The sequence below is a fragment of the Streptomyces ipomoeae 91-03 genome (genome assembly GCF_000317595.1).
In the GTDB taxonomy this organism is placed as follows: domain Bacteria; phylum Actinomycetota; class Actinomycetes; order Streptomycetales; family Streptomycetaceae; genus Streptomyces; species Streptomyces ipomoeae.
The window spans coordinates 1-11,200 of the sequence record NZ_AEJC01000146.1; the positions used below are offsets into that span (position 1 = coordinate 1).

Annotated in this window: 11 protein-coding genes; all 11 read right to left on the reverse strand. The window is 69.2% G+C overall.

The annotated features are described in order from the left end of the window. Window positions 1–17: 17 nt before the first annotated feature. Window positions 18–1,070 carry a hypothetical protein gene (locus STRIP9103_RS09180; RefSeq protein WP_009305846.1) on the reverse strand — a complete coding sequence of 351 codons (1,053 nt, stop codon included), beginning with the start codon at window positions 1,068–1,070 and terminating at the stop codon, window positions 18–20. A gap of 75 nt (window positions 1,071–1,145) precedes the next feature. Further along, the gene (locus STRIP9103_RS09185; RefSeq protein WP_009305842.1) at window positions 1,146–1,418 is read right to left on the reverse strand and encodes a hypothetical protein; all 273 of its coding nucleotides are present in this window, start codon (window positions 1,416–1,418) and stop codon (window positions 1,146–1,148) included. After that, window positions 1,415–2,143, reverse strand: a complete 729-nt coding sequence (locus STRIP9103_RS09190; protein WP_048819964.1) for a hypothetical protein — start codon at window positions 2,141–2,143, stop codon at window positions 1,415–1,417. The genes STRIP9103_RS09185 and STRIP9103_RS09190 overlap by 4 nt, the downstream gene beginning before the upstream one ends. Window positions 2,144–2,156: 13 nt before the next feature. Continuing rightward, window positions 2,157–4,187 (reverse strand): hypothetical protein, encoded by a 2,031-nt coding sequence (locus STRIP9103_RS09195; RefSeq protein ID WP_009305850.1) that lies wholly within the window; start codon window positions 4,185–4,187, stop codon window positions 2,157–2,159. Beyond that, complete coding sequence (locus STRIP9103_RS09200; RefSeq protein WP_009305854.1) at window positions 4,177–4,419, reverse strand: hypothetical protein; 243 nt, start codon at window positions 4,417–4,419, stop codon at window positions 4,177–4,179. Before STRIP9103_RS09200 ends, STRIP9103_RS09195 begins: the two co-directional genes overlap by 11 nt. A gap of 252 nt (window positions 4,420–4,671) precedes the next feature. Next, complete coding sequence (locus STRIP9103_RS09205) at window positions 4,672–5,556, reverse strand: hypothetical protein (RefSeq protein ID WP_048819965.1); 885 nt, start codon at window positions 5,554–5,556, stop codon at window positions 4,672–4,674. After that, entirely contained in the window at window positions 5,553–7,724 is a 2,172-nt protein-coding gene (locus tag STRIP9103_RS09210; RefSeq protein ID WP_052315560.1) for a hypothetical protein, read from the reverse strand. Before STRIP9103_RS09210 ends, STRIP9103_RS09205 begins: the two co-directional genes overlap by 4 nt. Further along, entirely contained in the window at window positions 7,721–8,644 is a 924-nt protein-coding gene (locus STRIP9103_RS09215) for a hypothetical protein (RefSeq protein ID WP_009305841.1), read from the reverse strand. Before STRIP9103_RS09215 ends, STRIP9103_RS09210 begins: the two co-directional genes overlap by 4 nt. Window positions 8,645–8,795: 151 nt before the next feature. Then, window positions 8,796–9,452: a Crp/Fnr family transcriptional regulator gene (locus STRIP9103_RS09220; protein ID WP_009305852.1), complete on the reverse strand. Its 657-nt coding sequence runs from the start codon at window positions 9,450–9,452 to the stop codon at window positions 8,796–8,798. A 396-nt stretch (window positions 9,453–9,848) separates the two neighbouring features. Beyond that, complete coding sequence (locus STRIP9103_RS09225; protein ID WP_009305844.1) at window positions 9,849–10,412, reverse strand: helix-turn-helix domain-containing protein; 564 nt, start codon at window positions 10,410–10,412, stop codon at window positions 9,849–9,851. A gap of 171 nt (window positions 10,413–10,583) precedes the next feature. Then, entirely contained in the window at window positions 10,584–11,063 is a 480-nt protein-coding gene (locus STRIP9103_RS46185) for a hypothetical protein (protein WP_234022159.1), read from the reverse strand. Between the last annotated feature and the right edge of the window lie 137 nt (window positions 11,064–11,200).

Genomic DNA, 11,200 nt, shown 5'->3' on the forward strand with positions numbered 1-11,200 from the left:
TCGGAAGCCGAGGGGGGTCAGGCCCGTCTGATCGCCTCGGCCTTGCCCTGCCACTCTTCCAGCACGGCCACACTCCGGAACATGGTCTGAAGAGACTTACCGATCCGCCGGGCCGGTCCACGCAGATGCCGGCTGGAAGCACCGAACAGGTTGATCAGTGCCATGACCTCCTGGAATCCGATCGTCATGGTCTGCATCTCCGGGGACGCCGTCGCCACCTGGTCGAGAACCTCCGCCGTGCCGTCCGGCCATTCGCCGCGCGGCGTGTCAGCCGCCCACTCCAGGAACGCGCCGAACGCACCGACGCCGGCACCCATGCGCTCCGCGAAGCGTTCGGCCGCTGCCTCAAGGTCGCCGACCGGCCCGTCGATGGCTTTGGCCAGCCGGTTGATCACCGCCAGCTTCGAGGTCATCGACGCCCCGGGATGGCTGACGCGGACCATGTCCTCCGCGATCAGCTCCATCATCGCCCCGAGATCTGTCAGGGCGGACTCCACATCGGCCATGTCCCCCGAGATGGCCTCCAGTTGTGCCTCGGCTTCGGCGGCCAGGTCGAACAGGCCGGGCTGGTCGTCCTGCCCGGGAGCCAGTTCCGCGTGAGTCTGCGCCATCGGCTGTGAGGGCTCAGCCGCGGCAGCCGCCCCGCGAAAGGCGTCGACCAGTAGCGTCGTGAGTTGCTGCCGGGCCGTGAGTGCGCCGTCCGGGTGGGACGCAAGCTCGATGGAAGGAGTCCTCACCGCTCTGGAATGGGTGATGGATCCCTCGGTGACATGGACGGTGCACCGGCCGAGTGCGTGCCGCATGCCCAGCCCGAAGGAGAGCTCCTCGTCGGATCCGCTGAGGTCCGCGACGACGATGTCCACTTCGGTGAGCAGGCGCAGCAACTGGTCCGCGGGCAGGCCGGCTTCCGTGAGTGCGTCCGCTCGGAGGAGGGTGAGACCGAGTTGTTCACACGTGGGGCGCACGACGTCCTCGTAAAAGACCACGGCCCGATGTCGCCCGTCCGGGACGGATCGGCCGGACGGGTCGGCGGGGACGGTCGTCGCCCCGATGGCGAGGCAGGTGGGCATGGCGGCTCCTTCGGGGAGGGAGGTTGGCTGGAGTGACTTGTCGGTGACAGGCGGCCGGCGGGTGGGAAGAGGAGGTCAGTCGAAGAGGGTGAGCGCGACGCCGTCGGCGATCTCGTCGGCGAAGACGGGGCGCTCCTCGATGCCCAGGGCGCGCAGCAGGTCCACGGTGAGCACCCGGTGGCGCCGGCCGACCCGGACGGTGTCACAGGGGAAGGTGTCGCGGGCGACGAGCCGGTAGGCGGTGCCCAGGCACATGCCGAACGCCCTGGCCGCCGTCCTCAGGTCGACGCTGACCGGCAGGTTGAAGATCTCGCGGAAGGTGAGAGGTGTCTCCACCCGGTCGTTCACCCTTTCCTCCCGCCCCGCCGCAGGGACATCGTCGCGACCTGCCTGCCCCGGCCGGAATGCGCGGTGCCGGCAGCCGTGCCGGCCAGGCCCCAGGCCTGGGCGAGTGCGCCGATCCGTACACCTTCCACACGGTGGGCGGGAACGATGATCCGCCGGTCGGCCGAGAGGCCGGACCGGGCCGCAGGCGAGTGGTAATCCACCTGCCAGGGACCTTCCGTGTCCGAGTCGAGGGGAATGCCTCCGACGCCTCCCACATCGTCCACAGCCATCTCGGGGCGGGCTCGGCGCCACACGGTCCAGGCGCGCGAACAGGCCGAACGCAGCACCCGTCCTCCGGGGTCGGGAGTATGTGGCCCGACCTCCGTCAGGGCTTCGAGATAGCACGTGACGAGTTCGGCCTCGACGTCTTCTCGTTCCGCGCGGAAGTACCAGGTGATCCTGAACGCGGTGCGGCGGAGACCTGGCAAACCCAGCCACACCACTGCCGACGGCCAGTCCGAGCGGTCGGCATCCATACGCACGCGTTCCGCGATCTGGTGCCACAGGGCGGTACGCACAGCGGGTTCCACGGAGCGGTCGTACAGCTTCTGCCGGACCTGCTCCAGGGCGAGGGGAACGCCCGCTCCGTCCGATGCCGCGAAGAGCCGTAGCTCGGGCACCGGATTCCGGCCTGCCCACTGACGTTCGACAGTGGTGAAGAGGCTGGGGTGAGGGGGGAGTGACATCGGTTCCTCCTGGTCAATCCGTGTAAGTGGCCGGTGTCTTGCTGCGCCACATGGCCAGCAGGCGCGCCGCCAGTTCCTTGCCGGGCATGGCATCCGGGCCGCGTTCGACGGCCAGGAGCCATCGGAGGAAGCCGGGCTGCCGGGCTGCCACCAGGCCCCTGAGCAGTTCCTCCAGGGCGGGATCGGGCCGCGACGCACCGCCGGCTTCCCGGCACCAGGCCAGGAGGACGTCACGCATGGACGGGTAGGTGGTCGACTCGTCGAGAGCGTGGCCGGTCAGTTGAACCATGCCGGAGGCCATCTCGTCGTCGGCCAGGATCTGACCGCGGCACCACGCGAGATCCTTTCCCGCCATGGCGGGGAAGGTGAGGGCCACCAACCGGGCCGGGACACCGTCGGAGCCTGCCCAGTCCCGCAACCTGCCCAGGATGGTTCCCCTGCTCCGGGAGTCGCCCGCCGTGAAGCGTTGCACCAGCGCCTCGGCGACGGCGGTGGCGACGGCCACGTCGTCCGCGTCATCGCTCAGCCCCGCCATGAGCCTGTGCAGCAACCGAAGGGCCTGCCCGTCCGTGAACCGACCGCGGTCCGAGCGACAGGCGTACGCGACCACTTTCCGCAGGGCCGCCTCGGGTGCGGCGCTCCACTGTTCGAGCAGGTCGTCCGCCTTCGTCGCCGCTGCCGGGTCGCGGACGGCCGTGCCCAGGCAGCGGGCGGCCACCTCGGCGGCCGGAGGCCACTGGGCAAGCGCCAGGGGCCGCAGCAACTCCAGGGTTCGGCCGCCGGTCGCCACAGCCATGGCGGCGACCGCCTGCCCGGCCCGTTCGATCTGGTCCGGTTCGTATCCGGTGCCCGCGAGCCACGGGTGCAACGGGGGCAGCAGGTCCGTGTGCTCACGGCACAGGACGTCCCACACGGCGTCGCCCACGGCCGGCCAGAAGAACGACACGGTGTCCGTGGCGTCCGTCCCCGGCTGCCGCGTGCGGTGCGCCCCCAGGGCACGCAAGGTATCGGACATGGACTGCCGACCGGCCATCACGGCCTGCTGACGGAGCGGACTCCGCGCCGCGGGCTCCTGCTCCGGTCCGGCTCCCGTCAGCGCCAGCAGGTCCGCCGCCCGCTCCGTGACGACTCCGTGGTCGAGGCCTCCGTAGACGCTGAGGGAGAGCAGGTGGGCGAGGAGTATGGGATCTTCCCGTGCCCGACCCACCAGTTCCGGGGCCTCCTCCCGGGCCAGAGCGTGCAGCACCTCGGCGCAGGAGGCGCCACCGGTACCCAGCCGGGCCACGACGTCCGCGGCCTGTGCCGCATGGCGGGGCGGCAGCTCCGCGGGCAGCAACTCGTCGAAGAGGTCCGGTCCCAGGGACCGCAGCAAGCGGGAGCGCCTGTCCCCGTCGGGGCAGAGGTCCGCGAGATGGGCTGCGAAGACCTTCCGGGGATCCGGCGGCAGGTGGCGCAGGACCGGCGTGCCCAGTTGGTCCTCAAGGGCGGTGGCCAGACCGGGTGCGTCCGCCAGCACAATGAGGAGACGCACACCGGCCTCCGCCAGTGGTGCTTCCAGCCTGGAGAGGTCCCAGGGGCGGAGCGCGAAGGGGTCCGCGGGTTCCATCACCAGGTAGCCGTGCACTCCTCTCGGTCGCGGCACCCACCGGGTGAGATCGACCGCCCCGTCCACTTGGACGAGCGCCGCCTCCTGTCTGCCGTGGGCCAGCAGATTGAGGGCGTGTGTCTCCCGACCGGTCCCCGGTGCTCCGACGAGCACGGAGACTCCGGAGTCAAGTGCCGCGAGGACGTCCTCGAAGCCGGGCGGCGGCACGAAACGGCGCCTCGCCACCTTCAGGTCCTTCGCCCGTACGGGGCCCTGTCGCATCGGTCCTGCAGGAAGACCACCGTCCGCCGAGGCGGACACGATCTGCCGCTGATCCCCTGTCACCAGACCTGTGTTGACCGTACCGTTCGGCGCGACGACCACCATGTCGCGTCTGGCGGCCAGGGCTGCTGCGACGAGGGGGTCGAGCTCGTCGGTCCGGAGAACCTCAGACGTCACCGTCGGCTCCGCTGCGGTCGTGGCCGGAAAGCTCAATGGTGGTGACGTGTTGACCGCCATGGACGGTACCGGTGTTGATGATCCCCCGCTCGGCGTTCAACACCGTGGGGGGAGCTTCCGGGCACTCGGCGGTTTCCGGCTCCTCGTGACGGTCGCCCTCTGTCAGGGGTACCGGCCGCCGGCGATGAAACGGGATCACGTTGATCTCCTGCAGGATTTCCTCTGCTCGCATGTCGCCCTTCCGGAGTGATCGGGACGTCTGAGGGGTTCTCGTGCGTCAATTCCTGACGCCCTGAGATTCCCGCATCCGGGCATGGCTTTCTGCTTTCAAAATGCGTACGGGAAGTGGCTGTGGTCACATGCCCGGGATCACGCGGAGCGCGGCGCGGAACCGGACGCGAAGCACGGACGCAAAAGGAAGGGCACGCCGCCCGAAGACAGCGTGCCCGTTCGCCTATTCGAATGTCGAATACATCTTCTTCGATCAGATGGTCACACCGGGAACCTGACGTCCCAGCGCGGATATGCGATCACGCAGAAGGTAGGAGATCTCCTTCCTTTCCTGTTCGGAGAGCGTGCCGAGCAAAGAGGCCAATTCCTCCTGCCAGTCGGAGCGCGGCGGGCTGAGCAGGTCCTGGTGATCGACCGACCAGTCCAGCACCTGCCTCACCTGATCGGGATGTCTGAGCAGCCAGAGCGCCGCCAGGGAGACCGGCCCGGAGTGGAGCGCCTGGAGGCAGAACTCGTACTCGCCGCGCCGGCTGGTCGTCCAGGAGTAGGAAACTCCCTCGTCGTCGGGCCGGCCGAGGAGGAGTTCCTCACCGGTCTCCCGAAGCCGAACGTCGAACACCCGGTAGCTCAGGCCCGTTTCCTCGACGCGCTGCGGCACGCCGAGATGCTGCATGATCTCCGGAGCCCCGAGCCCGTTGCCCGCCGCCGTCTGGGCGTCGGCAAGCCGGCGCAGGGCCCGCGTGAGGTGGGTGCGGATCACATGCCAACCGTGCAGGGTCTTCGTACGTACGACGCGCACCGGATCGTGTACCCACCACGACACCCACAGGTCCACCGATTCCGTGCCGTACACCGTGGGCAGGCCGACGGCCCGGGTGTCCACATGCTCGGTCACGTCCACGCGGAAGACGTCGGTGTAGCTGCCGCCCAGCGCCGGCGCCGCGGCCTCGTCGGGCGCCGGCACGTGTGCGCCGGACTCTTCGGGGTCTCCACGGCGGCCGAGGACGTAATGGTCCCCCGCAGCATCCCTGAGCACGAGCGACCAGTCCGTTGCGGCGGACCAGCGGTGACTGAGGATTTCCCGCCAGGGCGGTCTGACCGTCCGGAAATAGAGACGCTCGGCCGATTCATCACTCATGCCGCCTCCCCTTGTTCACCGCTCCGCCATCTGCCGAGCGCGGTCCGTGCGATGTCTCGCCCTGCCCAGCCGACGGTGTCTCCTTGATCCATCTCGACGAAGAGCCGGAATTCGCCGTACTGCATGGAGCGGGCCAAAGCGATGAACAGATTCTCCACCGCGTGGAACAACGACTCGTCCCACCGCCCCCATTCGGCCCACCGCAGCAAGGCGGCACAGGTCACGTCGAACGAGCTGTCTGTGTTCAGTGCCCGGCTGATCAATTCCGCGATCAGCCGCCCTTCCGTGGTCCCGTCGGCAAGGTGCTGCTGGAACCACTGCGGGGACTGCGCCAACTGGCCGAACAGCGAGAGAAGTTGTTCCGTGTCGGCCTGTTCCTCGCCCAGCCATTGCATAAGGCGGCCGAACACGTTCTCCTCGTTGCCCGCCTGGAACAGGCGCAGGACCGCCACCCGCACCGCCAGACGGACCCGGGCCTGTCCTTCGTCCTCCCGGTCGCGGGTCCGCACGCCACGCAGGAGGGTGCTGAGCAGTCGTAGGGCGACATCGGGACGCGACAACCCGAACTCCGCACCGCACGCGTATGCCACCGTGGTCCTCAGCTGCGGGCTGACCGCCAGACTCCAGCGCTGAAGGCGATAGCGCACCTCTGCGACCAGTACGGGGTCCTCGGCCGCGATGCCGAGGGCATGTGCCGCGATGAGACGGCTGGTGGTGCGCTCGGACTCGGCGAGGGTCTGGACGTGCCGCAGCGCCCGGCGCCCGCCTCCCCAGCTCGCCGCCCTCCCCATGACCCGGCCCACCGGCTCGGTCAGTTCACTGTCGCGATGCACCTCGCTCAGCCATCTGACGAGCAGGTCCGACAGCGGCCCGTACTCACGCCATACATGTCTGAGCACGGCCTCGGCCTGTCGATGCCTGACGAAGACGACCGGTTCCACGGTGTGCGCGTAGTCACCTCCCGTGCGGATCTCACGGGTCTGCCGGGTGGCGCGGACGGCATGCAACAGCTCCGTCAGAGAACGCCGGAAGACGAAGTCCGGGTTGGGCCGCTCAGCATTCTCGGCGCCTTGGGAATCGGTGGCCGACAGCACGGCCGTCAGACGCCCCTCGGAGAGCTCCAGCAACCGGCCGGCTTCCTCCCTGACGATCCGGTGATCCAGTCCTTCGTAGACACAGACGGCCAGCAGCAAGGACAGGGCGTCCGGGTCGTCGCGCAACTCGCCGATGAGTTCCGGTACTTCCTGCTCGACCCGGTGGCTCAGCCGCGCCCCGAGGTCACCGAGGGCCTTCGCGTCGCCGTCGGCCGACACGATGGCCGTGACCAGCTCGACCACCTCGGCCGGGACCAGCTCGGGGGCCAGCAGTTCCCCCAGCTCATGGCGGTCCAGTGCGGCCAGCAGACGCTCCCGCTCGCGCTGGTCCGGCACCACGGCTTCGAAGCGGCTGCCGAACACCGAGGAGGCCGGGGGCGGTTGGCAGGTGAGGGGACTGATGTGGAGGTCCTGTTCGAGACGGCGCAGCAAGGCCGTGTCGTCAGGAAGGACGATCACCATGCGCGCATTGGCGTTCTTCAGCAGGGAACGCACATGACCGAGCACACCGGGCCCGAACGGCCGGGACGGGAAGAGTCCGTCCACGAGGTAGCCGCGCGCCGAGGTGTCGGTGGGCTGCCAACGGTCCAGTTCGGTGACGCTGTCCAGGGCCCGCAGCGGGGCCCCTTCCCCGCAGCACACGCGCAGCAGGTTGAGCGCCGCGGTGCGGCGGCCGGATCCCGGCCGGCCGGCCAGGAACAGCAGCCCTCCGTCCAGTTCCGTCAAGGCGCTCTCGAACCATTCCGGTTCCGCGAACCCGAAGGCCGCGGCTCGCACCTCCGCCTCGGGGATCGGCCCCTCGCGCACCCGGACCGTTCGAGCTGTCCGCCGGTCGCCCGTCCGGTCGTTGTGCACACGTTGGCCACCGTGGACGGAGCCCGTGTTGATGTTTCCGTGCGGGGCGTACACGAACGGCCCTCGGGTGCCGGTGGCTCCGCCGATGGCGTCGAAGAGCTCGGAGAAGACGTCGTGCTCCGGTTCCGTACGCGGTGACTCGGCCTCGGGTGGGACATCGGATGCCGGCCGCGGTGGTCCGGGCAGTTCGGGGGATGTCGCCCCTCCATCCGGCGTCACGGTCGCCCCTGGTACTTGTCGCCGTGGACCTGGTCACCCTGGAAACCGCGGACGCGGTGGGCCTTGCTTCCTTCGACGTGGTCACCGGCGACGTTGTGGTTCGACACGCTCTGCCCGCCGTGCACCGTGCCCGTGTTGATGTTGCCGTTGGGAGCGCTGTTCCTCACCCGAGGGCCCTGCGTCCTGGCGTTCTCCGGCGGACGGGCGTCCTCCCGCACCGGGCTCTCGGCGGCCGGATCGGTCAGGGCCTCCTCGTACAGTGGCCCGGACGGCTGGGGTACATAGATCCACGCCTGCTGGGCGAAAGGCTTGCCGTCGACCGTCGCGGCCACCTCCACGAAGTGGTCGAGGTGCCGCCCGGTGTACCCGCTGGCCACGGCGTCCTCGTAGCAGCGCTGGGAGAGGATGGCCGCGAGGTGGGTGATGTTCTCCTTGTGCGAGGCGAGCACGGCCTTGACGGGGCGGGAGTCGAGAAGCCGGTGCGTGTCGTTGCGCGCCGTACCGTTACCGCTGAACTCGTCGCCGGTGTCCGGAAGCGGGCCGATGTGCAGACTGGCTCGGAGCCTGATGGGTACGGCGCCGTAGGACAGGACGTTGTAGTCGGTGAGGACGTCCTGGAGGGTCAGCAGCAGGGGGTGGATCACGAAGGGCATCAGGGTGGGGTCGAATCCGAAGACGTAGCCGTCGCCGGTCGAGGCGGGGAACTTGCGGTCGTTCCAAAGGTCCTCAAGTCCCGCCCTGGTCAAGGCGGTCCTGAGGAGTTCGGGTACGGCACGGCTGATGGCCTCGTGCTCGATGGCCGGATGTCCCGTGAACCCCTTGGCGTCCACGGCCAGGATCCCCCGATAGGCGGGCAGCGCACGACTGCGGGTGTAAGGCCCGGCGCTGTCCTGGGCCGATTCGCTGAAGAACTCGCGCATGTGTCACTCCTCCGTGAAGTTCCGTCCGGCCGTCGGGGGCCGGACGGTGGCATGGGCGTTCGAGGTGCCGTGCCAGTCGAAGCTTCACAGCGGGCGCGCGGACGCTCCGCTCCGGGAACGCGGACAACATGTGACCTGGGACACTACGCCGTCACTCGTCGGAGGACAGGCCGAGGGTCCTCCGCAGAGCTTCCACGCTGGTGACATGGATGCGGTTCCTCGCGAACTGCACCTGACCCGGACCGAGGTGCGTCAGGGCCTTGCTGACGGTGTCGCGGCTCACTCCGATGTGCTGGGCCAGCTCCTCCCTGGTCAGGGAGAAGGAACGCACACCGCCGGAGACCTTGACCAGGCGGAGCAGCGCCATGGCCAGGCGTTCGTGTACGGCGCCGTCGACGACTTCGGTCTGCTCGCGCAGCCGGCTGGACGCCAGGACGGCGAGCGGGTACGCGAGTTGATGGTCATGTACAAGGCGATGGAAGTCTTCCGCGAGGACCACAGATGCTTTGCATTCGCTCATCGTCCGTACATCGGCCAGCCGTTCTCCGCCATGCTGGAGCGCCATCTCCCCCAAGATCTCCCCCGGCCCGCGGAAGGCCAGCAGCCGCTGCCGCCCGTCGCGGTCCGTACGGACCACCTTCACCATTCCGCTGATCAAGGCGAGGACATGGGTGCCATGTCTCCCCTGCCACAACAGGGTTTTCGCCGCTGGATAGGTGCGGCACGGGTAGCGAGTCAGCCCCGCCCACGCCTCATCCGACACCAAGTCCCGGAGGGTTCGCACCGAGAAAGCACGATCTTCGCTCATGCGATCACGTTAGGAGAACCAGCTCCCGATTAACTACGGAATGCAACATTCCGTACTGACGGCGATGCAATCGGCCGGAACTTTTCCATCCGGCGAAATCACCCTGTCATCGACGCACTCTGACAGCGACGCCGTCGTCCCGGGTGAACTACTCCACGGCACGAGCCTTGACCTACCGCGCCCACCCGGGCGGTGAATCGCCCATACGGCGGCTTCCGGTGCCGTCCAGCGACGGCCGTTCAGCGGGTTCTGTGCGACGTGTCCGCGTTCAACGGCCGCACCGGACACCTCGTTGACCTCGGCCTTCTCTCGCTGCGCGGTGGGCGGTACTTCCGCCGGTCAGCGGCGTGCCGGAGGTGTGCCTCCAGCAGACGAAGACCTGTTTGAGGCCGGGTTTCAGTGGTGCGGGGTGTCCCCGAAAGCCGTCACCGTCAGAAAGCGGATCGGAAGTTCGACAAGACGCTCGGGGCCGTGCGGGGCCTCACCGTCGAACTGCAGGGCGTCCATGCGCTTGTGGGCGCCCCTCAGTGAGCCGAGCTGGGCGTACTCGTGGCCGACGCGTGTGCCGCGCCGCACGATCCGGGCGCCGTGTCCGGCGGGGACGAAGACGGCCTCGCGTTCGTCGTCCATGCCGCGGAACAGGGCGGTGACCGGGCCGCCCAGACCCCGTGCGCGGCGGGAGAGCGTGGTGAGGCCGCACGCGGTCTGGGCGTTCTCGATCTTCGACAGCATGGCCTTGGAGATGCCGACCCGCTGCGCCATCTCGCCGACCGACACCCTCGCCGCCTGCCGGTACTCGCGGGCCCGGATCACGATGACGCGCTCCAGCGCCTTGTCGTCGGAGTCCTGGGAGTGCGCAGCGGGTTCGGGGTGCTCGGCCACCGCGGCATCCTGGCCCGCGCGATCGAGGCGGAACCGGGGATGGGGCTCGGCCCGTCCCGTGGCGAGGTCGGCGGCCATCGCCCCGATGAGCGGGGCGAACTTGGCTCCGTGGCCGGAGCACGGGAGACGATGACGAGGGGGCCGTGGCGGTCGAGGACGAAGTCCTCGTCGGGGTGATGGTGTAGAGGCAGGTCGCTTCGGCCACCGGGTCGGGATCCAGGCCCGGGAGCCGGTCGCGGACGAAGTCGCTCACCCGGGTGCGCGACGACGGGTCGACGATCCCGGTGCGGGTGCGGGCGGTGGTGGGGGTGCCCCGGTCGTGCTCGGCGACCTTGACCGCGGGGAGCGGGCCGCCGTCAGGGCCGGAGGGAAGTCCGTAGACCTGCGCCGACTCGTCCTTGAAGACCAGGATCGGCCACCGCACGTGCGGGTCCCGCTGCGGGAAGTGGAAGACCTGTTGCTGGGTGACGCGCAACGACGGCAGGGGTACGGGCAGTTCGAGGTCGGGCAGCCAGGGGCGGCGGCGATCACCACCGTGTCGGCGATGAGCTCGCGACTGTCGTCCATGCGCACAAGTGCCTTGTCCCGTACGTCGACGCCCGTGACGCGTACGCCGATCAGCGCGTCCGCGTCGTGCTCGACGGCCCGGCGCACGCACGCCGCGACGGCCTGGTCGGCGTGGACCAGCTCGGCGAGATCGGGGGCGTCCGCCGCCGGGTCGGTCGTCATGGGGCCTCTCTGGTCACGATGGAGTCTCTACTGAGATGAACCGTCGTTGCGTACGAGTGGACATCCTGAGAGTTACGGGAAGGTTCCAGCGGTGGAAGCTCCCCGTCAGCCGACGGAGTGCCCCCGCAAGCCGAAGG

What these genes read in the sequence shown, in the direction of transcription:
- STRIP9103_RS09205 (WP_048819965.1), bottom strand. Translation starts at nt 5,556, where the DNA reads ATGAGTGATGAATCGGCCGAGCGTCTCTATTTCCGGACGGTCAGACCG.
- STRIP9103_RS09200 (WP_009305854.1), bottom strand. Translation starts at nt 4,419, where the DNA reads ATGCGAGCAGAGGAAATCCTGCAGGAGATCAACGTGATCCCGTTTCAT.
- STRIP9103_RS09225 (WP_009305844.1), bottom strand. Translation starts at nt 10,412, where the DNA reads ATGGCCGCCGACCTCGCCACGGGACGGGCCGAGCCCCATCCCCGGTTC.
- STRIP9103_RS09215 (WP_009305841.1), bottom strand. Translation starts at nt 8,644, where the DNA reads ATGCGCGAGTTCTTCAGCGAATCGGCCCAGGACAGCGCCGGGCCTTAC.
- STRIP9103_RS09220 (WP_009305852.1), bottom strand. Translation starts at nt 9,452, where the DNA reads ATGAGCGAAGATCGTGCTTTCTCGGTGCGAACCCTCCGGGACTTGGTG.
- STRIP9103_RS09180 (WP_009305846.1), bottom strand. Translation starts at nt 1,070, where the DNA reads ATGCCCACCTGCCTCGCCATCGGGGCGACGACCGTCCCCGCCGACCCG.
- STRIP9103_RS09190 (WP_048819964.1), bottom strand. Translation starts at nt 2,143, where the DNA reads ATGTCACTCCCCCCTCACCCCAGCCTCTTCACCACTGTCGAACGTCAG.
- STRIP9103_RS46185 (WP_234022159.1), bottom strand. Translation starts at nt 11,063, where the DNA reads ATGACGACCGACCCGGCGGCGGACGCCCCCGATCTCGCCGAGCTGGTC.